Below are 20,671 nucleotides of genomic sequence, written 5' to 3'. Positions count from 1 at the left end.
AGCCTGAGGGAGCCACCGCCACACGCGCAGCACCCACACCATCAAGAGGGAGAGAGTTGCGCCGCACGACGTCGGCTTAGAAAGATTAGCAGCGCCCAAGACTGCTTGAGACACACTGCCGAGCAAGACTGTAGCGAATCACCGCCTCCTAGACTCGCCATGTGAGCAGCAACACGCCGCCTGAGGCCAAGCAGATACCCACCGAGCGCACCCACCACGGCGACACCGTCATCGACGAATTCGCATGGCTGGGCAACAAGGAGGACCCCGACACGGTCGCCTATCTGGAGGCGGAGAACGCCTACCTCAAGGGAGAGACCGGCCACCTGGCCGACCTGCAGGAGCAGATCTTCCAGGAGATCAAGAGCCGCACGCTGGAGACGGACCTGTCCGTCCCGAGCCGCAAGAACGGCTGGTGGTACTTCACCCGCACGGAGGAGGGCAAGCAGTACGCCGTGTCGTGCCGGCTCAGGGCGGACGGCGACACGCCTCCCCAGGTCGAGGCAGGCAAGTCCTTCCCCGATGAGCAGATCGTCCTCGACGGCAACGCGCTCGCCGGCGACAGCGACTTCTTCTCCGTCGGCACCAGCTCCATCACCCCCGACGGGACGATGCTGGCCTACTCCACCGATTACAAGGGCGCCGAGCGCTTCACCCTGAAGTTCAAGAACCTGGAGACCGGCGAGGAGCTCCCCGACGAGATCGAGGACGTCTTCTACGGCGGCGCCTGGTCGGCCGACGGTTCTGCGTTCTTCTACACCCGCGTCGACGACGCGTGGCGCCCCTACCAGCTCTACCGCCACACCCTCGGCAGCAGCGAGGACGTGCTGGTCTACGAGGAGAGCGACGAACGGTTCTGGCTCGGCATCGGCCTGACCCGCAGCGAGAAGTACCTGGTGATGGGCATCGGCAGCAAGATCACCAGCGAGGTCCACCTCCTCGACGCCTCGAACCCGTCGGGCGAGTTCCAGGTCGTGCGCCCGCGTGAGACCGGCGTGGAGTACGGCGTCGAGCACGCGGGCGACCGCTTCTACGTGCTGCACAACCAGAACGCCGAGAACTTCGAGCTCGCCACCGCCCCGCTCGACGACCCAGGCACGTGGACGCCCCACATCCCCCACGACGAGAACACGCGTCTGCTGGAGATCGACGCCTTCAGCGACCACGCCGTCGTGCACTTCCGCAAGAACGGTCTGACGGGCCTGCGCATCCTGCCCAACGACGCCGAGCCGTACGAGATCGAATGGCCCGAACCGCTGTACGACGTCGCGCCCGCCGGGAACCCGGAGTTCACCACCAACCGCCTGCGCCTCGGCTACACCAGCATGGTCACCCCGCCGAGCGTCTACGACTACGACCTGGCGACCAGGGAGCTCATCCTCCTCAAGCAGCGCCCGGTGCTGGGCGGCTACGACGCGTCCGACTACGTGCAGCGCCGTGACTGGGCGACCGCCGACGACGGCACGAAGGTGCCGATCTCGATCGTGAGCCGCAAGGACGCGCCCGAGGGCGGCCCGACCCTGCTGTACGGCTACGGCAGCTACGAGACCTCGATCGACCCGAGCTTCTCGGTGCCCCGCCTCAGCCTCCTGGACCGCGGCTTCACCTTCGCCGTCGCCCACGTGCGCGGCGGAGGCGAGATGGGCCGACGCTGGTACGAGCAGGGCAAGCTCCTGCACAAGAAGAACACCTTCACCGACTTCGTCGCCGCCGCGAAGCACCTCAAGGCGCAGCGCGACACCCGAGTGATCGCCCGAGGCGGGAGCGCGGGCGGCCTGCTCATGGGCGCGGTGACGAACCTGGCGCCGGAGCAGTTCGCCGGGGTGGTCGCGGAGGTGCCGTTCGTCGACGCGCTCAACACCATCCTCGACCCGTCGCTGCCGCTGACGGTGATCGAGTGGGACGAGTGGGGCGACCCGCTGCACAACGCCGACGTGTACGCCTACATGAAGTCCTACTCCCCCTACGAGAACGTCGAGGCCAAGACGTACCCGCCGATCCTGGCCATCACCAGCCTCAACGACACCCGCGTGCTCTACCACGAGCCCGCCAAGTGGGTAGCTCGGCTGCGCACGCTCGCCCAGGGCGGGCCGTTCCTGCTCAAGACCGAGATGGGAGCGGGTCACGGCGGTCGCAGCGGGCGCTACGACGCGTGGCGCGAGGAGGCCTTCGCGCTGTCGTGGATCATCGAGAGGGGAACCGGCGCATGAAGCCACCACCCGGAGGCCTGACCGCCTACGAGGCGGCCGGGGCCAGGTACGAACGCCAGCCGTACAACCGCAGCGGGCGCAGCGGGCTGAGGCTGCCCGCGGTCAGCCTGGGCCTGTGGCACAACTTCGGGGACGACCGCCCCATCACCACGAGCCGGGCGATCCTGCGCAAGGCCTTCGACCTGGGTGTCACCCATTTCGACCTCGCCAACAACTACGGCGTGCCGTACGGCTCGGCGGAGGCGAACTTCGGCACCATCTTCCAGCAGGACTTCCTGAAGTACCGCGACGAGCTGATCGTCAGCACCAAGGCCGGCTACGACATGTGGCCGGGTCCCTATGGCGAGTGGGGCAGCAGGAAGTACGTCCTGGCCAGCCTGGAGCAGTCGCTGAAGCGGATGCGGCTCGACTACGTCGACATCTTCTACAGCCACCGCCCCGACCCCGACACCCCGCTCGAGGAGACGATGGGGGCTCTGGACCACGCGGTGCGCAGCGGCAAGGCGCTGTACGCGGGCGTGTCCAACTACAGCCCCGAGCAGACGGCGCAGGCGGCGCGCATCATGCGGGAGCTGGGCACGCCGCTGCTCATCCACCAGCCGTCGTACTCCATGGTCAACCGCCACATCGAGGGCGGCCTGCTCGACACCCTTGAGCAGGAGGGCATGGGCTGCATCGTCTACTCGCCGCTGCAGCAGGGCCTGCTGACCGACCGGTACCTGAAGGGCGTGCCCGACGACTCGCGGGCGGCGACCAGCAGGTTCCTCAGCGAGGAGCAGGTCAACCGCGAGCTCGCCGGAGGCCTGAACAAGATCGCCGAGCAGCGCGGCCAGTCGCTGGCGCAGATGGCGCTCAGCTGGGCGCTGCGCGACCCGCGGGTGACCAGCGTGCTGATCGGCGCGAGCAGCACGGCTCAGCTGGAGGCCAACGTGGCGATGGTGGACGGCCCGCCGTTCACCGACGACGAGCTGGCCGCCATCGACGAGCTCACAGGGCCTGCTTCCTCTGCAGGTAGGTGAAGGAGGCCCAGCCGGGCAGCACCGGCAGCCAGAAGGTGAGCAGCCGGTAGAGCAGCACCGCCGAGGTCGCGACGGGGTCGAGCACCCCGGCGACCCGGAGGCCGGCGATCAGCGCCACCTCGACCGCGCCCAGACCACCCGGTGTGGGCGCGGCCGAGCCGATCGCGTTGGCCGTCAGGAAGACGACGGCCACCGCGGTGAAGCTGATCTCGCCGCCGAAGGCCCGGACGCAGGCGTCGAGGCAGACGACGAAGGCGATGGTGAGCAGCAGCGTGCCGCCGAAGCCCTCCAGCATCTTGGCCGGTGACTGCAGCACGTCCAGCAGGCGCGGCAGGACGTTGGAGAACAGCGAGCGCAGCCGTCCGGTGACCAGCCGCCGCAGCGGGGGCACCCCGAGGACCACCACGATCAGCACGGCGACGATCAGCAGCACCACGACGAGGGTGCGCGACGGGGTGAACGAGCTGGCGGTGTTCGAGCCGGTGATGTAGGCGAACAGCAGCAGCAGGCTGATGTGGAAGACCAGGCCGATGAGCTGCGAGGCACCGACGCTGGCCAGCGCGAGGGTCGAGGGCACGCCGCGCTTCTGCAGGTAGCGGGTGTTGATCGCGATGCCGCCCACGGCGGCGGGCGCCACCAGCTTCACGAACGACGAGGCGAATTGCACCAGCATGGTGCGCCCGAACGGCAGCCCGGCGGGGACGAACCCTCTGATCACGAACGTGGCGGCGACGAAGGAGATGACGGAGGCTCCCAGCGCCAGGGCTCCCCACCACCAGTTCGCCGTGGTGACGACGAGTCCGAGGTCGACCTGGGTGATCTGCGACAGCACCACGTAGGCCGCGAAGGCGCTGGCGATGATGGTGATGAGGGTGCGCGGCCGGAACCGCTCCAGCCGCACCTCCTCGGCCTCGGCCTGGGGCTTGCGCTCCACGATGCGGTCGCGCAGCTCGGTCAGGAGCTGCTTGTTCTTCTTCAGCGCCGCCCTGGTCTCGCGGATGAGCGCGATCTTCTGCAGCAGCGGCAGCGCTCCGGCCAGCGTGGCGTTGCCCATCACCGAGGCGGCCACGTTCACCGAGCGCTCGGCGCCGACGCGCAGGGCCGTCGAGGTCAGCAGCTGGGCGACGTCGATGCGCAGCAGCAGGTCGCCCGCGGCGATCTCGCCGCTGCGCGCGTCGCCGAACACGACGTTGCCGTCGCCGTCGACCTGGATGCTGTCGCCGGTCAGCCGGCGGTGGGCCAGCCGCTGGCGTTGCAGGAGCTTGAGCTGCTTCCAGATCTTGACCAGGAGTTCGTCGGTGACCTCGGCGTCGTCGAGGTCGTCGAGCCGCCGCGTCTCGAGGTGTTCGTAGGCCAGCAGCGCCGCCTCGGTGCCGATCTCGCTGGTGGCCAGCAGGCGCGGCGTCGAGACGCCGGCAGCGGAGGCGGCGTAGGCCATGAGCGCCTCGCGCTCCAGCTCGGCGCGCAGCGAGCGGATGGCGCGCCGGCGGGTCTCGGTCGCCATCCAGATCCGGCGCCACAGGCGGTACGGCAGGCCGGCGACCTGCTGGTCGCGGTCGAGCACGGTGACGTCGAGCGAGGATCCGTCGCGCAGCCCGACGGAGTAGCGGCGGCTGCCCTGGTGGTCGTCCTCGATGCGGCGCGCGGAGACGGGCTGGAACGACAGCCTGCGCAGCGTCGCCAGCACCGCGTTGCCCGGGGGGCGGGTGTTCGGGCTGCCGATGCCGTACAGGGTGGCGTAGCCGATGGCCATGCCGAACAGCACGGTCACCAGGGCGCTGGGGATCGTGATCTGCCGGCCGCTGAACAGCGACAGCAGGAAGAGCGCGACGACCGTCCACAGGATCGCGCGCCAGGTGGGCCGCCGGTTGATCCGTACGGCTGTCGCGTAGGCGATGACCGAGGTCAGCAGGGCGTTGAGCGCGTCGAGGCGGCCGCCGCCGGTGAGCAGGTTGCCCAGGTCCTCGGGTCCGCCGGGCGACTCCACCCAGACGCCGACCAGGTAGGAGCCGACCATGCCGATGATGGCGGCGATCAGGCCCTCGGCCACGCGCAGGCCGTCGCGGTGGAAGACCCGCTCGACCGCGAAGGCGGCGGGCACGGCCAGCACCGCGGCGCCTCCGAGGAAGGTGGCCAGCCGCGACAGCAGGCTGGGGACGTACTCGGTGCCGGTCTGGATGTCCTGCTCCAGCCCGTTGAGGGTCTGCTTCGCCACCAGCGAGAGCAGGATGACCGCGACGAGGGCCAGCACGGTCGCCAGGAAGCGCAGAGCGTCGGACGGTCGCCGCAGACGCTGCGGGAACAGCGGCTCCACGACGAACACGGCGGGCTCGTCGCGCGCCTCAGCCACGGCTGGATCCTCCTCTACGAGATCCTCCGTGTCCTCAGCTTCCCTGATATTGGCCACTGACGCGATTCTGCCCTTTCTTCGGATTCTTTCGACTCCAGTGTCCTCAACCGTCACTCACGTCATGGAACCGGGTAAGGAGTCAACCAGGTCGCCCGTGCCCTACCAGGCCTCGGCCCCGCTTATGCCCAAGCTCTACACATGATCACTCACGCGATGCTGGCGCTCGCTCTGGCCACGCCCGGAATCTCCGTCGACAATGTGATGGATCACCTCCAGGCCTTCCAGGCGATCGCCAACGCGCACGGCGGCAACCGCGCGGCCGGCGAGCCCGGCTACGACGCTTCAGCGGCTTATGTTGCCACTCGCCTCCAGCAGGCGGGGTACAAGGTGGAACAGCAGCCTTTCACCTTTCCGTTCTACCGCGAACTGGCCCCTCCGGTGCTGGTAGGTAAGAAGGCTTTTCCGAAGGTCGTGACCTTCATGTTCTCGGCCTCCGGCGACGTGACGGCCGAGCCGCGGCGGGTGGGCGACGGCTGCATGCCCTCGGACTTCGAGGGATTCGAGCCCGGCAAGATCGCTCTGGTCGATCGCGGGGACTGCACGTTCAAGGTCAAGGTGGTCAACGCCACCCGCGCGGGAGCGGCCGCGGTGGTCGTCGCCAACCGCGCCAAGGGGGTCTTCCTCGGGAGCCTGGAGTCGCCGCAGCGCATCCCGGTGGTGGGCGTGAGCCGCGCGGCCGGGGAGAAGCTGGCCAAGTCGCCGAGCGTGCGCGTGGCGACCTCGACGGTCAGCGAGGAGCGTGTCACCCACAACGTGATCGCCCAGACCGCGGCGGGCGCCGCCGACGACGTGCTCATGGTCGGCGCCCACCTCGACTCGGTGAAGGACGGCCCCGGCATCAACGACAACGGCACCGGCTCCGCCACGGTCCTGGAGCTGGCGTTGCGGATGGCTCAGAGCAAGCCGAAGCGGGCGCTGCGTTTCGCCTTCTGGGGCGCGGAGGAGGAGGGGCTGCTCGGCTCGACGCACTACGTGCTGAGCCTGACGGACGAGGAGCTCAAGCGGGTCACCGGCTACGTGAACCTCGACATGGTCGGCTCGGACAACTACACCTTCGGCATCTACGACGGCGACGACTCCGCGCGCACCGGAGCGGGCGCGGGTCCCAAGGGGTCGGCCGAGATCGAGCGGGCCTTCCAGGAGTACTTCAAGCGCAAGCGCCTGCCGTACCAGGACTCCGACTTCACCGGCCGCTCCGACTACGGGCCGTTCATCGCGGCGGGCATCCCCGCGGGCGGCCTGTTCACCGGCGCCGAGGAGCACAAGAGCGAGGCGGAGGCCAAGAAGTTCGGCGGGAAGGCCGGGCAGCCCCAGGACCGCTGCTACCACCGCTCGTGCGACACGTTGGAGAACGTCAACCGCAAGGCGCTGCGCGTCTGCGCCGAGGCTCTGGAGAGCGCGATCCGCCGGCTCGTTCGTCTTTCGTGACTCAAGAGAGACCCGGACAGATCTCCTCAAATAGCTGAAATCTCAATACTTTCGCGCATACGACACATCCCGACGACACCCGCCGGAGAGGTCCGAATGAAACACCGCTGGAAGGCAGGCGCGGCGCTGGCCGCGTTAGCCGTGCTCATTCCCATGGCCGGGCCCGCCCAGGCCGACCGGGGCGGCAACAACGACGTCGCCAAACTGGTGAGGGAGGTCAAGGGCAGCCACGCGAAGCTGCACCTGCACGCGCTCAACCTCATAGCCAAGGCCAACGGCAACACCCGCGTCGACGGCACCAAGGGCTACGAGCAGTCCGTCAAGTACGTCTCCACGCTGCTGAAGCTGGCCGGATACAACGTCACGGTCCAGCCGTTCACCTTCGAGAGCGAGGAATTCGTCACGACGCCGGTCTTCGAGCAGACCGCGCCGACGGCCAAGACCCTCGCCCTGCTGCTCGACTGGTATCCGGCCGCCGGCTCCGCCGAGGGCACGTTCACCGGCAAGCTGCAGAACGTCGACCTGGTGGTCCCGCCCGGTCCGGTCGCCAACACCTCCAGCTCCGGCTGCGAAGCCGCGGACTTCGCCGGCTTCACCCCCGGCAACTGGGCGCTGATGCAGCGCGGCACCTGCAACTTCTCGGTCAAGGTCGCCAACGCCATCGCGGCGGGCGCCGCCGGCGCCGCGATCATGAACGAGGGCCAGCCGGGCCGTGACGGGATCATCATCCCCGACCTCGGCGGCCAGGTGAGCATCCCGGTCGTCGGCCTGGAGTACTACGCCGGCGAGGCGCTGTCCAAGGTGGCCGGCGGCGCGACGGTCAAGTTCACCTTCGAGGGCGGCACCGAGGTGCGCACCTTCCAGTCGTCCAACGTCATCGCCGAGACCCGTGGCGGGCGCAAGGACAACGTGGTCATGGTCGGCGGTCACCTCGACTCCGTCGCCGAGGGCCCCGGCATCAACGACAACGGCTCCGGCGTCGCCGGCCTCCTGGAGACCGCGCTCAAGCTGGCCAAGTACAAGCCGAAGAACGCCGTGCGCTTCGCCTTCTGGGGCGGGGAGGAGTTCGGTCTCCTCGGCGCCGAGCACTACGTGACGAACCTGCCGGAGGCCGAGCGCAACAACATCGGGCTCTACCTCAACTACGACATGATCGCCTCGCCGAACTACATGTTCGGGATCTACGACGGCGACGACTCCGACGCCGTCGGCGCCGGTCCTGGACCGTTCGGCTCCGACCTGATCGAGAAGGAGTACGAGGCCTACTACACCTCGCGCGGCCTTCCCTTCCAGGGCACCGACTTCAGCGGACGCTCCGACTACGGGCCGTTCATCGAGGTCGGCATCGCCGCGGGCGGACTGTTCACCGGGGCGGAGGGCCGCAAGACGGCCGCCGAGGTCGCCAAGTACGGCGGCGTGCTCAACGGCCGCTACGACCCCTGCTACCACCAGGCCTGCGACGACATCAAGAACATCAGCGACACCGCGCTCGACGTCAACACCGACGCGATCGCCCAGCTGACCGGCACCTACGCCTTCAGCATCGAGAAGCTGGACGCGATCCACCAGCCAGGCAAGCCTCACGAGGTCCCGGTCGCGGCACGATCGGCCTCGACGGGCCACTCGCACAGCGCGGATGTGGAGGCGGCTCGCTCGGCCAGCTGATTTAGGCTGAGTTCATGCTGAATGTGCTCGGGGCCTGCCCCCTCGACTGTCCGGACACCTGCTCCTGGATCGTCAGTGTCGACGACGGCAAGGCCGTCAAGATGCGGGGCAACCCCGAGCACCCCTACACCCGCGGCGCGTTGTGCGTGAAGGTCAACCGCTACCTGGAACACGCCGCCGCGGGCGACCGCATCCTCCACCCGCTCCGCCGTACCGGGCCCAAGGGTTCCGGGCAGTTCGAGCGCATCAGCTGGGACGAAGCCCTCGAAGAGATCTCCGTACGGCTGCGCGGCATCATCGACGAGTTCGGCGGCGAGGCCATCTGGCCCTACAACGGCACCGGGTCGCTCGGCTACCTGCAAGGCTGCGAGGGCGTGGCGGGCCGTAGGTTCTGGAACGTGCTGGGCGCCTCGAAGCACTGGCTCAACATCTGCTCCTCGGCGGGCAACTCCGGGCTGACGCTGGCCAACGGCACCCCCGGCGGCATGGACCCCGAGGACTTCGCGCACGCCAAGCTGATCCTGCTGTGGGGCACGAACACGCTGACCTCGGGTCACCACCTGTGGAAGTTCATCCAGGACGCGCGGGCCCAGGGCGCGCACGTCGTGGCGATCGACCCGATCCGCACCCGGACCGCCGACCAGGCCGACGAGCACCTGGCGATCCGCCCCGGCACCGACGCGGCCCTGGCGCTCGGCCTGCTCAACGTGGTGGTCGCCGAAGGCGCCGTGGACAAGGAGTACGTGGAGAGCTTCACGAGCGGCTGGGACGACTTCTCAGCCGAAATCGCGAAGTATCCCGTCGAGGTGGCCGCGGAGATCACCGGCATCCCCGCCGACGTCATCCACAACCTGGGGACACGCCTGGCCCACACCCGCCCGACCGCCATCCGGGCGACCATGGGCATCCAGCGTCACGCCGGAGGAGGTACGGCGATGCGGACCATCGCCGCCATCCCCGCGGTGACCGGCGACTGGCGCCGTCAGGGCGGCGGCGTGGCCTACTCCACCAGCGGCCACGTGAAGCTCACCATCGACACCCGCGACGACCTGCTCGACAAGCCGGTCCGCACGCTGACGATGACCCGCCTGGCCTCCGACCTGGAGAAGGTCAAGTGCCTGTGGGTCTACGGCGCCAACCCGGTCGGCTCCACCTCCGACTCCGAGCGCATCCGCCAGGGGCTGCTGCGCGACGACCTGTTCACGGTGGTGATGGAGCAGTTCCCCACCGACACCGTCGACTACGCCGACATCGTGCTGCCCGCCACCATGCAGATCGAGCACATGGACCTGCACGCCGGATACGGCCACATGTACCTGCTGTGGAACGAGCCCGCCGTCGCCCCGCCCGGCGAGTGCCTGTCGACCACGGAGACCTTCCGCCGCCTCGCGGCTCACATGGGCCTCGACGAGCCCTCGTTGCACGCCTCCGACCTGGAGCTGGCCGAGGACCTGCTGAAGGGCGACCACCCCTCGCTGCAGGGCATCACCGTCGACCGGCTGCGCAAGGAGGGCTGGGTGCGGATGAACTACCCGGAGCCGTTCGTCCCCTTCGCCGAGGGATTCCCGACCTCCACCGGGCGTATGCGCTTCCCCTCGGCCGGCAAGGCCTACGTGCCGCCGAGCTGGTTGTCCGACGCCTCGCCGTACCCCCTGACCCTGATCACCCCGGCGGCCCACACCTTCCTGAACACCACCTTCGGCAACAACCCCGAACTGCTGCGCCGGGCCAAGGACCCGGCGGTGCTGGTCAACGCGGCCGACGCCGCCTCCCGCGGGCTGGCCGCGGGGCAGCGGGTGCGGATCCACAACGACCGCGGCGGCTTCGAGGCCGTCGTCGAGATCAGCGATCGGGTGGCGCCCGGCGTGGTGGCCTCCCCCAAGGGCCGCTGGCCCAAGCTCAGCGGGGGCTCCAACCCCAACGCCGTCGTGCAGGAGAAGGACGCCGACCTCGGGCGCGGCGCGCTCTACCACGACAACCGGGTGGAGATCAGTCCAGCGTGAGCTTGAAGCCCTCGTGGGATCTGGCGTAGCCAAGGCCCTCGTAGAAGCGGTGCGCGTCGGACCGCGCCTTGTCCGAGGTGAGCTGGACCAGCACGCAGCCGCGTGCCCTGCCCTTGGCGTGGCACCACTCCATCATCTTGCGGCCCAGGCCGCGGCCGCGCAGGTGCTTGGCGATGCGCACCGCCTCCACCTGCAGCCTGGTCGCGCCGTTGCGTGACACGCCGGGGATGTAGGTGAGCTGGGCCGTGCCGACGATCTCGCCGTCGATCTCGGCCACGACGAGCTCGTTGTTGGGATCGGACTCGATCGCGTGGAAGGCGCGCTCGTGGACCTCGCTGTACTGGCCGGTCCTGGCGGCGGAGATGGAGTCGTCGGCGATCATGGCGACGATGGCCGACAGGTCGTCGAGCTTGGCGGTGCGGAAGAGCAGCGAGCGGATGTAGTGGGACTCGGGCAGCACGTCGCGCATCAGGGCGGTCTCCCCGCTCGGCAGGAAACCCTTGCGGCGGTAGAGCTCAAGGGCGCCGTGGTTGGAGTCGACCGCCCACAACTCGACCTGCTCGGCCTTCTGGGCGCGAGCCCAGTCGACGACCATGTCGATCAGCACGGAGGCGATGCCCTTGCCTCTGGCCTCGGGGGCGACCCACATGGAGAAGACCATGACGCTGCCGTTCTCGATGCGTCCGCCCACCAGGCCCACGTCGGTGCCGTCGAGAGAGGCGACGAACCACTCCAGTTCCGGAATTTTCAGGCTTTCGGTCCAACGCTCGTCCGAGTAGTCGCGCTCCTCCTCATACGTTCGGAAGAACGCCTCGGGCGCCTCCTGCAGCGCGCGAAGCCTGATCGCCTTCAAACGGTCGCCTTCATGGGCCATGAGCTGCTCAATCATGGTGCCAATGATGTCAGGGGCGAGTCAGGGTCCGTCCCCGATGTGTCCTCAGGTGGTTCGCGTGCACTCTGGGGACATGAACGAAATCTCTCGGAGTGAAGAACTCTCGCTGTCCGGCGCCGCACTCCGTGGCGCCCCTTGGAAGGCCGCCGCCATCGCGGGCGGCGGCATCGCGGGCATCAGTCTGTTCATGGGCTGGGTGCTGCCCGGCTCCCCCAGCCTCACCTGGGCGCTCGGACTCGGCATCAGCCTCTTCGCCCTCGTCGCCTCCATCGGCGCCGTGGCCAACCCCGAGGTAGGCGACCGCACCACCCGCCAGGCACGGCAGTGGGCGCTTCGCCACCCGTGGAAGTTCGCCCTGCTGCCCGCCGGGATCACCGCGATCCTGGAGTACCCGGTGCAGCTCCTCATCGACGGTCACGGCATCGTCGGCGCGGCCTGGGACTCGCTGTGGCGGGGCGCCCTGGTCTACCTGATCGCCGGCATCGTCACCCTCACGATGAAGGGACGAGCACGAGCTTCCCAGTGATGCGCCTGCCGATCAGGTCGTCCATCGCCTGCCCCGCGCCGGCGAGCGGCCTGATCTCCGGAGCCACCGGGTCCAGGCCGTCGAGGAGCAGCAGCTCCTCCAGCAGGGCCCGGTTCTCTCCAGCGTGGGTGACCGCCCACGCGCCCCAGTCGACGCCCACCACCGAGCGGTTGCGCAGCAGCACCTGGTTGGCGGGCAGGCTGGGGATCGCGCCTCCCGCGAAACCGATGACCAGCAGCCGCCCGCCCTCGCGCATCCCCCTCAGAGCCTGCTCCGACAACTCGCCGCCGATCGGGTCGACCGTGATGTCCACCCCGAAGTCGCGCGCCGCCCGCTTCAGCTCCTCGTAGCCGATCGTCTCGTCCGCGCCCGCCTGGGCGGCCAGCTTCCGCTTCTCCGGCGTCGAGGCCGCTGCCAGGACCTGCCCGCCGTACGCCTTGGCCAGCTGGATCGCGGCCAGGCCCACCCCGCCCCCGGCGCCGAGCACCAGCACGCGCTCCCCCGGCTCCATCCGGGCCCTGCGCCTGAGCGCGTAGGCGGCGGTGCAGTAGCTCTGGACGAACCCGGCGGCCCTGGCGGAGTCGATCCGGTCGGGCACACGAACGGCCTGGTCACGCTGGATGACCACCTGCTCGGCGAACCCGCCGAACATGCAGAACGCGAGCACCCTGGTGCCGTCGTCGAGCGTGCCCGCCACCTCGCTGCCCGGCGTGAACGGCAGCGGCGGCCTGAGCTGGTAGGAGCCCCTCACGATCAGGCCGTCGACGTAGTTGACCCCGGCCGCCTCGACCCTGACCACCACCTGGCCAGGTCCCGCCACCGGATCGGGCACCTCCCTGAGCACGACCGAGCCCAGCTCCTCGCAGACGACCGCCTTCACGCGCGCTCCGCGTGCTGCTTCAGCGCCGCCAGCGTCTTGCGGATGTTGGCCCCGTTGTGCGTCGCACGATCCGGCACGTTGGTCACCAGCCCGCCGACGACGCGCATGAACGCGCCCCTGGTGTCCCACGTCATGTGCTCGACCCGGCACCCCTCGCCGTTCGGCGTCAGCTCCCACCGCCAGATCGCGATGTCGAGCACGCCCGCCGCCCTCGTGTGATACGCGAAGACCCGGCCGGACTCGGCCGCCGTGACCGTGTTGTGTGTACGCCACCGGCGCGCGCCGTTACGGTTGCTCCCCACGAAACGTGCTCCGGGCTCGGCCCACTTCACCTCGCCGAGCCACTTCCCGCTGACGCACTCGGCGTTCCACTCGCCCACCCGGGCCAGATCGGTGATGAGCTCGTAGATCCTCTCTGGCGGCGCGGAGATCTCGATGCTCGCGGACGCGCTGGGCTCACTCATGCCACCCAGCTTCGTCCACCGAACATTATTCCGGCAAGCCCTTCTCGGCGTCGCTCCTGCACACGCAGAACTCGTTCCCCGCCGGGTCGAGCAGCGTGATCCAGCCCGTGCCGTCAGGGTTGCGGTGATCCTCGTACACGGTCGCGCCCAGCTCGATCAGCCGCGCGGCCTCCTCATCACGCGTCCTGCCGTCGCGGGAGGTGACGTCGAGGTGGAGGCGGTTCTTGGTGGACTTGCCTTCGGGGACCCGGATGAACAGGACATAGGGGCTCGTCTCGGTCTGGAGAGCGACCTCCTCGTCGTCGGGCTTGGCGACGTCCTCGACGGGGAAGCCGGTCGCCTCGCTCCACCAGGTGGCCAGGGCGTACGGGTTCTCGCAGTCGACGGTGATGGAGTGGAGTTCAATCATGGATAGCAGCCAACCGCGACACCGGCTAAGACGTCAAACTGGTTATTTGCTCAGAGCCGACGCCCCATGAGGCGGCGGACAAGGTCGTTCGGCGCGAGCCCGCCGACGTGGAGCAGGTAGCTGACCGGTGATTGGGCGAGCTTGTCGGCGCGTGCCTGCCTGGCGTTCCTTCCGTAGCCGAGCAGGCAGAATGCCGCCCCTCCTCCGAGAGCGAGAAGGGGCTGCCCGGCAAGGAGAGCGCCACCGGTAGCGGCCACCGCAGCGGGCAACTCCACCTTGAGGTTGAGACTCCCCAGCACGGCGTCCATGCCAAACGCCCTCATCGCCTTCCGAAGGTCGTCCAGGGGCCGCCGAAGGCGTCGAACTCCGCTCCGTGCCGCCGACGAAGCTTGATGATTTTCGCCACAGGGATCTCCCCCAAGTGGTTCGGCAGAGCGATGTGGACGGCCAGAAGGGCGATCCGTTCAGGCAGTCCCAACTCTCCACCCTGCGCGTGCGCGCGCGCCGATCCTGACGATTCAACCCCGAGCAGGGCGGTGGCGATCTGCTGGCTCCCCCATTCCTGGTCGGCGGTCTGCGCCGCAATCTGGTCAGTCGTAGGATGCAGCCGATTCTGGCGCGCGACCTCCCGACTGAGGACGCACTTGTATATCCACGCGAGGTCGGGATGGACGGCCATCCATTCGTACCTTGGGTTATGGGCGTCCAGGCCTATCCGTGACGACGGCAAGGCCAACTGCGCGTCCCACAGCGCTGTGAGCACGACTTCGTCGAGTTCGCCAAACAGGATTCCGGTAAGTGGCGCCCTCGTCGACCGTAGGCGATCCTCTTCGGCGGAAAACCTCTCCGGCGGGTCGAGCAGACTGTCCGATGCGACGGCCTCCGTGCGCGACATTCTGTACAGGCTCACCAACGAGCCCCTCGAGGAGATGATGCTCTCGACGGTCTCGTTAACCGTGTCGGCATCAACCCGGTACCGCTCGCGTAACTGATCGGCGTGCTCGCCGATGACGCTCACGAATGCTTCTGCGACTGCCGCGGCGGCGGGCGCCGGGTCCACATTTGTGAAGAGGCCTAGCGCGTCATCCAGTTCCCTCGCGGTACGGGTGTCGAGTGTTGTGTAGTGGCGCGGAACGATTCTCGCCAGCCCGGGCCAGCGGCGGCCTTGAGCCACGCCTCCTCGCGAATGTGAATGTAGGGGTAGTAGAGCCCGATCTCGCGCGTCGAAGACAATCGAGAAGTCAGGCCCTACCCCGCCGCGGACGGAAACTGCCAGAGGCCCCCGGCCCGGGCGGGACCAGGGGCGGGTGGGTGGGCGGGCGGCCGGGTGGGAAGGCGGGGGCTAGTGGCCGGCGCCGGCGAGGTTGAGTCCCACCACACCGATGAGGATGAGGGCGATCGAGCCCACCTTCACCGCCGAGAAGTCGTCCCCCAGCGCGATCATCCCCAGCGTCGCCGTGCCGACGGCCCCGATGCCCGTCCACACCGCGTAAGCCGTCCCCACCTCGAGCGACTTGAGCGCGTAGGCCAGCAGCCCGAAGCTCGCGATCGCGAAGACGAGGAACGACACCGTCCACCACAGTTGGGAGAACCCGGAGCTCATCTTCAACGAGTAGGCCATCGCGACCTCGAAGAGCCCGGCGGCGACGAGAAGGATCCATGCCATGACAACCTCCCGAAGGCGCGTCGTCTTGGCGGTCCGGGTACGGCGCGTCTCGTCCGGGAGGAGCGGGGATCCACCCCTCACAACGCCATAACGGCGGTGTGAGGTCAGACATTCCACCAGATGGTGACCCAGCGGTCGCGCGGGACGGGCCACATGCCCAGTTCCGTGGCGGTGTCGGCGACCTCCGGGGCGCGGGAGGGGTCGAGGCACAGGCGGCGGCACGCGCTGGTGGCGAGTTCGTCGATGGTGGTGAACCTCTCGAGCGGCGCCTCGCGTTCGTCGACCTGGACGGCGAAGCCGAGCGCGGCGGCGAGGGCGACGCAGTCTTCCGCGATGGGCCGCACGGGTCTCTTGAGCGAGTGGAAGTGCTCCCAGAGCGGTCCGAGCCAGCTCATGGGGTGCCGGTGTGTGAGTTCGAGGACCACGCGGTGCCTGGCGTGGGTGTTGAGGGCGCGCAGGAAGTCGGCGAGGTCGGGCACGTTGTAGACGACGTGGGCGGCGACGGCGACGTCGGCGGAGGGGACGGCGGGGGCGACGTCGGGCCAGCGTCCTTCGACGGTGTCGACGGGGACGCCGAGTTTGTCGGCGCGGACGGTGAGCTCGGCGAGCATGGCGGCCGAGGTGTCGACGGCGACGAGCGAGGTGAGCTGGGCGCGCAGGGGCAGCGAGGATGCGCCGGTGCCGGCGCCCACGTCGAGGAGGGAGCCGGGCAGGAGTTCGGCGACGCGGCTCATGGTGGGCCCGCGGTCGGAGACGGCGACGGCCAGGTCGCTGCGGATGCCAAACCGGTGGGGGTGGTGGGCCCAGGGGTCGGCGGCGGCGCCGTCGAGGATGCGCGCCGGGATCGCCCACGACTCCAGGTGAGCGCGCCAGCGGGCGTCTAGTGCATCGGCATCCATGAACTTGAGCATGCCACGCATATGCACGGTTACTCGCGGGTAGCATTGCGAGTAAGGTTACTCGCCAGTACTAAAATCCCCTCCGGTTCCAAGGAGCACCAGCCATGGGCCACTACAAGAGCAACGTGCGCGACCTTGAGTTCAACCTCTTCGAGGTGTTCGGCCGCGGCGAGATCCTCGGCAAGGGTCGCTACGAGGACGTGGACGAGGACACTGCCCGCAGTCTGCTGGACGAGATGAATCGTCTGGCCACGGGAGTCCTGGCCGACTCGTTCGAGGAGGGCGACCGCACCCCGCCCGTCTTCGATCCCGCCACCAGCACGGTGACCGTCCCCGACGGCGTCAAGAAGTCCTTCAAGGCCCTCATGGACGGCGGCTGGGGCCTGCTCGACCTGCCGGTCGAGCTTGGCGGCCCCGGCATCCCGCGCTCGCTGGCGTGGGCCGTCGCCGAGATGGTGCTGGGCTCCAACCCCGCCCTGCACATGTACGCGGCGGGCCCGAACTTCGCGCTCACGCTGTGGACGCTCGGCAACGCGTCGCAGAAGCGCTTCGCCGAGCTGGCGATCGAGCGCAACTGGGGCGCCACCATGGTGCTCACCGAGCCCGACGCGGGTTCGGACGTGGGCGCCGGCCGCGCCAAGGCGGTGCAGCAGCCCGACGGTTCCTGGCACATCGAGGGCGTCAAGCGCTTCATCACCAGCGCCGAGCACGACATGGCCGAGAACATCTTCCACCTGGTCCTGGCGCGCCCCGAGGGCCACGGCCCCGGCACCAAGGGCCTGTCGATGTTCCTGGTGCCCAAGTTCCACGTGGACCTGGAGACCGGTGAGCTCGGCGAGCGCAACGGCGCCTACGTCACCAACGTCGAGAAGAAGATGGGTCTGAAGGTCTCCACGACCTGCGAGCTCACCTTCGGCGACAAGCACCCGGCCGTCGGCTGGCTGATCGGTGACGTGCACGAGGGCATCAAGCAGATGTTCATGGTCATCGAGCACGCCCGCATGATGGTCGGCACCAAGGCCATCGCCACGCTCTCGACCGGTTACCTGAACGCGCTCGATTACGCCAAGTCCCGCGTCCAGGGCGCCGACCTGACCCAGATGATGGACAAGAGCGCCCCGCGCGTCGCCATCACCCACCACCCCGACGTGCGCCGCGAGCTGATGCTCCAGAAGGCCTACGCCGAGGGCATGCGCGCCCTGGTGCTCTACACCGCGACCTTCCAGGACGCCGTGCAGATCAACCCCGAGGACCACGCGGCAGAGGCGATGAACGACCTGCTGCTCCCGCTGGTCAAGGGCGTCGGCTCCGAGCGCTCCTACGAGATGCTCACCCGCTCGCTGCAGACCCTGGGCGGCTCCGGCTACCTGCAGGATTACCCGATCGAGCAGTACATCCGCGACGCCAAGATCGACTCCCTCTACGAGGGCACCACCGCGATCCAGGGTCTCGACCTGTTCTTCCGCAAGATCCTGCGCAACCAGGGCCAGGCGCTGGGCTCGCTCCTCGACGAGATCAACGCCTTCGCCGCCTCCGAGGCGGGCAACGGCCGCCTGAAGGAGGAGCGCAAGCTCCTGGCCGAGGCCGCCGCCGAGCTCAAGGCCATGGGCGACACCATGGCCGGCTGGGCGATCGGCTCGCTGGAGGCGCCGCGCGAGGTCTACAAGGTGGGTCTCAACTCCACCCGCTTCCTCATGGGTCTGGGCGACCTGGTGATCGGCTGGCTGCTGCTGCGCCAGTCCGAGATCGCGCTGGGCAAGCTGGCCGAGCGTGAGGACGCGTTCTACCAGGGCAAGGTCGCCGCCGCGTCGTTCTTCGCGCACACCGTGCTGCCCCGTCTGGCCGTCGAGCGCCGCGTTCTCGCGGCGACCGACCTGAGCCTGATGGAGCTGCCGGAGGAGGCCTTCTAAGGACACCTGCTCCCGCGGCAGGCCGCAAGGGCGGCGTCACCTTCGTGGTGGCGCCGCCCTCTGCTTGAGGGGGCAAGATGGGGTATGACGGTTGGCGTACGCGCTCTTTACCCTCCGGAGGTCGCCATGGGTGTCGGGGTCAGCATCTTCTTCCTCACGCTCGGCGCCATCCTGTATTTCGCGATCGAACCCGATGTGTTCGGCACGTCGGTGCACATGGACCGGGTGGGCCTGATCTTCATGATCGTGGGCGGCGTGGGCGTGTTGCTGAGCATCTTCATGGGTTCCCGGCGCGGCCAGACCTCGGAGGAGCGGCTGGCGCGCCGGGAGATCAACCCGCCCGACCTCTAGATCTGGTGCTGGACGGCCGCGCGGGCGGCCAGGATCGGCTTGATGCGCTCGCTGATCACCTGCTGGTGCAGCGGATGGTCGCGATAGACGAAGAAGTCCTCGGCTGAGTCGAACTCCCCGATGATCCCGAAGTCGTAGTTGCCCTCGGAGACCCCTGCGTCGGGCCCGAGGGTGTAGCTGCGCATCTGGGGGATCTCGGCGGGCAGCTTGCTCAGTTCCTCGAGCACGGCGGCCTTCTGCTCCTCGGTGGCCGAGTCGATCCACTTCAGCAGCACGATGTGGCGAAAAGTCATGGCCCTAGCTTGACAGCGAAGCCAGTTGTTCTCATTATGAGATTGTCTCACTGAGAGAAGGACTGGTGATGGGGTACAACCCGAGGGACTACCCGCCCGTGGCGGTGACCGTTGACGTGGTGGCGCTGACCATCCGCGACCGGCGGCTCAACGTGCTGATCGTCGAACGCGGTGTGCAGCCCTTCCTCGGTCACTGGGCCCTGCCGGGCGGCTTCGTGCGGCCCGACGAGAACCTCGACGCGGCGGCCGTCCGCGAGCTGGGCGAGGAGACCGGGCTCGGCATCAGGCCCGCGCACCTCGAACAGCTGGGCTCGTACGGCACGCCGGAACGTGACCCGCGCATGCGGGTGGTCTCCATCGCCTACCTGGCGTTCGGCCCCGACCTGCCGGATCCGATGGCGGGCAGCGACGCGGCCCAGGCCGTCTGGCACCCGGTCGACGACCTGCCGCCGCTGGCCTTCGACCACGAGCGCATCCTGAACGACGGCATCGAGCGGGCCAGGTCCAAGCTGGAGTACACGCCGCTGGCCACGGCCTTCCTGCCGGGCACCTTCACGGTGTCGGAGCTGCGCCTGATCTACGAGAGCGTGTGGGGCACGGCGCTGCACGCGGGCAACTTCCACCGCAAGGTGCTCTCGGTGCCGGGGTTCGTGGAGGGCACCGGGGAGACGACGCAGACCGGCGGGCCGAAGGGCGGGCCCCGGGCCAAGCTCTACACCGCAGGCGACGCCAAGCTCCTGCACCCGGCGCTGCTGCGGCCCTCGCGCGAGGAGGAGATCCGGTGAGCGCGCGCCCCTCCGTACGGCCGGCGAATGCGCGGGAGGCTGCGGCAGCGGTCATGGGAGCCAGGTCGGCCGCCGAGTTGTTCGCGAGCGACCCGGCGGGCACCTACCGCCGCCTGGCCAGGCTCCTGCACCCCGACCTGTCCCCCGGCACGGCTGCCGCGTTCGCGCGGCTGGCCACGCTGTGGGCCGACCACACCAAGGGCATTCGGGTCGGCCGCTACCGCGTCGGGTCGCCGATGCACAGGGGCGGCACGGCGATGCTCTACCCGGCGGATGACGACCTGGTGCTCAAGCTGCCACGCGACCCGGGTGACAACCATCTGCTCCGGCGGGAGGCCGAGGCGTTACGGACGATCGCCGCGGAAGGTGACCCTCGGCTCCTGCCGTACATCCCACGCCTGGTGGCGAGCTTCCGCCACCGGGCGGGCTCCCGGGAACGCCAGGCCAACGTGATCAGCCGGGCGCCCGACGGTTTCGTCCCGCTGAGCGTCGTCCGCACCAGGCTCGACCCCCGCGACGTGGCGTGGATCTGGCGCCGCCTCCTGGTCGCGGTCGGCGTCGCCCACCGGGCGGGCCTGTCGCACGGCGCCGTGTTCCCCCGGCACGTCCTCATCCATCCCCTCGACCACGGCCTGATCCTCGTCGACTGGTGCCGGGCGGGCGACGACCCGGCCCGCGACATCGGGCAGCTGAGCGCCTCGGTGGCCGGCCTGCTCGACGACCCGCCGCGCAGCATGCGCGCCTTCGTCGAGGGCTGCCGCCGCCGGCCGCCCTCCGACGCCTGGGCCCTGCTCAGGGAGCTCGACGACCTGCTCGAAGAGCTGTACGGACCACGCAAGTATCGACCTCTGGAGATCTGAC

At 69.0% G+C, this 20,671-nt stretch carries 18 protein-coding genes, 1 pseudogene and 1 riboswitch; of the genes and pseudogenes, 10 read left to right on the top strand and 9 right to left on the bottom strand.

The window, feature by feature from the left end; all coding sequences use genetic code 11:
* Positions 1 to 161: 161 nt before the first annotated feature.
* Both ACIBH1_RS44465 and mgrA read left to right on the top strand, forming a co-directional pair.
* Positions 162 to 2,210 carry a S9 family peptidase gene (locus tag ACIBH1_RS44465; RefSeq protein WP_397320147.1) on the top strand — a complete coding sequence of 683 codons (2,049 nt, stop codon included), beginning with the start codon at positions 162 to 164 and terminating at the stop codon, positions 2,208 to 2,210.
* Positions 2,207 to 3,229 (top strand): L-glyceraldehyde 3-phosphate reductase, encoded by a 1,023-nt coding sequence (mgrA, locus tag ACIBH1_RS44460; RefSeq protein ID WP_397320146.1) that lies wholly within the window; start codon positions 2,207 to 2,209, stop codon positions 3,227 to 3,229. Before ACIBH1_RS44465 ends, mgrA begins: the two co-directional genes overlap by 4 nt.
* Here the strand turns inward: mgrA and ACIBH1_RS44455 are convergent.
* Positions 3,198 to 5,579, bottom strand: coding sequence for a flippase-like domain-containing protein (locus ACIBH1_RS44455; RefSeq protein WP_397320145.1), 2,382 nt, complete (start codon positions 5,577 to 5,579; stop codon positions 3,198 to 3,200). The two genes, mgrA and ACIBH1_RS44455, sit on opposite strands and share 32 nt — an antisense overlap.
* A 198-nt stretch (positions 5,580 to 5,777) precedes the next feature.
* Here ACIBH1_RS44455 and ACIBH1_RS44450 point away from each other — a divergent pair, with 198 nt between their 5' ends.
* The 3 genes from ACIBH1_RS44450 to ACIBH1_RS44440 all read left to right on the top strand — a co-directional run bounded on the left by ACIBH1_RS44450 (position 5,778) and on the right by ACIBH1_RS44440 (position 10,735).
* Positions 5,778 to 7,067: a M28 family metallopeptidase gene (locus tag ACIBH1_RS44450; RefSeq protein ID WP_397320144.1), complete on the top strand. Its 1,290-nt coding sequence runs from the start codon at positions 5,778 to 5,780 to the stop codon at positions 7,065 to 7,067.
* Positions 7,068 to 7,163: 96 nt separating this feature from the next.
* Positions 7,164 to 8,732, top strand: a complete 1,569-nt coding sequence (locus tag ACIBH1_RS44445) for a M28 family metallopeptidase (protein ID WP_397320143.1) — start codon at positions 7,164 to 7,166, stop codon at positions 8,730 to 8,732.
* 14 nt (positions 8,733 to 8,746) lie between these two features.
* Entirely contained in the window at positions 8,747 to 10,735 is a 1,989-nt protein-coding gene (locus ACIBH1_RS44440; RefSeq protein ID WP_397320142.1) for a molybdopterin-dependent oxidoreductase, read from the top strand.
* Here ACIBH1_RS44440 and ACIBH1_RS44435 read toward each other — a convergent pair.
* Positions 10,722 to 11,624 (bottom strand): GNAT family N-acetyltransferase, encoded by a 903-nt coding sequence (locus ACIBH1_RS44435; protein ID WP_397320141.1) that lies wholly within the window; start codon positions 11,622 to 11,624, stop codon positions 10,722 to 10,724. The two genes, ACIBH1_RS44440 and ACIBH1_RS44435, sit on opposite strands and share 14 nt — an antisense overlap.
* Positions 11,625 to 11,700: 76 nt before the next feature.
* Here ACIBH1_RS44435 and ACIBH1_RS44430 point away from each other — a divergent pair, with 76 nt between their 5' ends.
* Positions 11,701 to 12,153 (top strand): hypothetical protein, encoded by a 453-nt coding sequence (locus ACIBH1_RS44430; RefSeq protein ID WP_397320140.1) that lies wholly within the window; start codon positions 11,701 to 11,703, stop codon positions 12,151 to 12,153.
* Here ACIBH1_RS44430 and ACIBH1_RS44425 read toward each other — a convergent pair.
* From ACIBH1_RS44425 to ACIBH1_RS44400, 6 genes and pseudogenes are all read right to left on the bottom strand, one after another.
* On the bottom strand, positions 12,119 to 13,033 hold the full coding sequence (locus ACIBH1_RS44425) for an NADPH:quinone oxidoreductase family protein (protein WP_397320139.1): 915 nt from the start codon (positions 13,031 to 13,033) through the stop codon (positions 12,119 to 12,121). The two genes, ACIBH1_RS44430 and ACIBH1_RS44425, sit on opposite strands and share 35 nt — an antisense overlap.
* Entirely contained in the window at positions 13,030 to 13,497 is a 468-nt protein-coding gene (locus ACIBH1_RS44420; RefSeq protein WP_397320138.1) for an SRPBCC family protein, read from the bottom strand. Before ACIBH1_RS44420 ends, ACIBH1_RS44425 begins: the two co-directional genes overlap by 4 nt.
* A gap of 25 nt (positions 13,498 to 13,522) precedes the next feature.
* A complete protein-coding gene (locus tag ACIBH1_RS44415) occupies positions 13,523 to 13,906 on the bottom strand; it encodes a VOC family protein (protein ID WP_397320137.1) in 384 nt (127 codons plus the stop codon).
* Between the two features lie 50 nt (positions 13,907 to 13,956).
* Positions 13,957 to 14,924: pseudogene (locus ACIBH1_RS44410) on the bottom strand (DUF6236 family protein).
* A 324-nt stretch (positions 14,925 to 15,248) separates the two neighbouring features.
* Positions 15,249 to 15,572 (bottom strand): DMT family transporter, encoded by a 324-nt coding sequence (locus ACIBH1_RS44405; RefSeq protein ID WP_397320136.1) that lies wholly within the window; start codon positions 15,570 to 15,572, stop codon positions 15,249 to 15,251.
* Positions 15,573 to 15,586: 14 nt separating this feature from the next.
* A riboswitch (guanidine-III (ykkC-III) riboswitch) is annotated at positions 15,587 to 15,653 on the bottom strand.
* Positions 15,654 to 15,676: 23 nt separating this feature from the next.
* Positions 15,677 to 16,471 (bottom strand): class I SAM-dependent methyltransferase, encoded by a 795-nt coding sequence (locus ACIBH1_RS44400; RefSeq protein WP_397320135.1) that lies wholly within the window; start codon positions 16,469 to 16,471, stop codon positions 15,677 to 15,679.
* Positions 16,472 to 16,575: 104 nt separating this feature from the next.
* Between ACIBH1_RS44400 and ACIBH1_RS44395 the strand changes: the two genes are divergently transcribed.
* Both ACIBH1_RS44395 and ACIBH1_RS44390 read left to right on the top strand, forming a co-directional pair.
* On the top strand, positions 16,576 to 18,381 hold the full coding sequence (locus ACIBH1_RS44395; RefSeq protein ID WP_397320134.1) for an acyl-CoA dehydrogenase: 1,806 nt from the start codon (positions 16,576 to 16,578) through the stop codon (positions 18,379 to 18,381).
* Positions 18,382 to 18,507: 126 nt separating this feature from the next.
* Complete coding sequence (locus ACIBH1_RS44390) at positions 18,508 to 18,732, top strand: hypothetical protein (RefSeq protein WP_397320133.1); 225 nt, start codon at positions 18,508 to 18,510, stop codon at positions 18,730 to 18,732.
* Here ACIBH1_RS44390 and ACIBH1_RS44385 read toward each other — a convergent pair.
* Complete coding sequence (locus ACIBH1_RS44385; RefSeq protein ID WP_397320132.1) at positions 18,729 to 19,025, bottom strand: Dabb family protein; 297 nt, start codon at positions 19,023 to 19,025, stop codon at positions 18,729 to 18,731. The genes ACIBH1_RS44390 and ACIBH1_RS44385 overlap by 4 nt on opposite strands.
* A 68-nt stretch (positions 19,026 to 19,093) precedes the next feature.
* Between ACIBH1_RS44385 and ACIBH1_RS44380 the strand changes: the two genes are divergently transcribed.
* Both ACIBH1_RS44380 and ACIBH1_RS44375 read left to right on the top strand, forming a co-directional pair.
* Complete coding sequence (locus ACIBH1_RS44380) at positions 19,094 to 19,810, top strand: NUDIX hydrolase (protein ID WP_397320131.1); 717 nt, start codon at positions 19,094 to 19,096, stop codon at positions 19,808 to 19,810.
* On the top strand, positions 19,807 to 20,670 hold the full coding sequence (locus ACIBH1_RS44375) for a molecular chaperone DnaJ (RefSeq protein WP_397320130.1): 864 nt from the start codon (positions 19,807 to 19,809) through the stop codon (positions 20,668 to 20,670). The genes ACIBH1_RS44380 and ACIBH1_RS44375 overlap by 4 nt, the downstream gene beginning before the upstream one ends.
* Position 20,671 lies beyond the last annotated feature (1 nt).

This window comes from Nonomuraea sp. NPDC050663 (assembly GCF_044456985.1).
In the GTDB taxonomy this organism is placed as follows: Bacteria; Actinomycetota; Actinomycetes; order Streptosporangiales; family Streptosporangiaceae; genus Nonomuraea.
The sequence above is the reverse complement of the archived record's forward strand: the minus strand, read 5'-3'. Positions and strand labels throughout refer to the sequence as shown.

What these genes read in the sequence shown, in the direction of transcription:
- ACIBH1_RS44385 (WP_397320132.1), bottom strand. Translation starts at nt 19,025, where the DNA reads ATGACTTTTCGCCACATCGTGCTGCTGAAGTGGATCGACTCGGCCACC.
- ACIBH1_RS44380 (WP_397320131.1), top strand. Translation starts at nt 19,094, where the DNA reads ATGGGGTACAACCCGAGGGACTACCCGCCCGTGGCGGTGACCGTTGAC.
- ACIBH1_RS44405 (WP_397320136.1), bottom strand. Translation starts at nt 15,572, where the DNA reads ATGGCATGGATCCTTCTCGTCGCCGCCGGGCTCTTCGAGGTCGCGATG.
- ACIBH1_RS44430 (WP_397320140.1), top strand. Translation starts at nt 11,701, where the DNA reads ATGAACGAAATCTCTCGGAGTGAAGAACTCTCGCTGTCCGGCGCCGCA.
- ACIBH1_RS44420 (WP_397320138.1), bottom strand. Translation starts at nt 13,497, where the DNA reads ATGAGTGAGCCCAGCGCGTCCGCGAGCATCGAGATCTCCGCGCCGCCA.
- ACIBH1_RS44445 (WP_397320143.1), top strand. Translation starts at nt 7,164, where the DNA reads ATGAAACACCGCTGGAAGGCAGGCGCGGCGCTGGCCGCGTTAGCCGTG.
- ACIBH1_RS44395 (WP_397320134.1), top strand. Translation starts at nt 16,576, where the DNA reads ATGGGCCACTACAAGAGCAACGTGCGCGACCTTGAGTTCAACCTCTTC.
- ACIBH1_RS44435 (WP_397320141.1), bottom strand. Translation starts at nt 11,624, where the DNA reads ATGATTGAGCAGCTCATGGCCCATGAAGGCGACCGTTTGAAGGCGATC.
- mgrA (WP_397320146.1), top strand. Translation starts at nt 2,207, where the DNA reads ATGAAGCCACCACCCGGAGGCCTGACCGCCTACGAGGCGGCCGGGGCC.
- ACIBH1_RS44450 (WP_397320144.1), top strand. Translation starts at nt 5,778, where the DNA reads ATGATCACTCACGCGATGCTGGCGCTCGCTCTGGCCACGCCCGGAATC.
- ACIBH1_RS44415 (WP_397320137.1), bottom strand. Translation starts at nt 13,906, where the DNA reads ATGATTGAACTCCACTCCATCACCGTCGACTGCGAGAACCCGTACGCC.
- ACIBH1_RS44400 (WP_397320135.1), bottom strand. Translation starts at nt 16,471, where the DNA reads ATGGATGCCGATGCACTAGACGCCCGCTGGCGCGCTCACCTGGAGTCG.
- ACIBH1_RS44440 (WP_397320142.1), top strand. Translation starts at nt 8,747, where the DNA reads ATGCTGAATGTGCTCGGGGCCTGCCCCCTCGACTGTCCGGACACCTGC.
- ACIBH1_RS44390 (WP_397320133.1), top strand. Translation starts at nt 18,508, where the DNA reads ATGGGTGTCGGGGTCAGCATCTTCTTCCTCACGCTCGGCGCCATCCTG.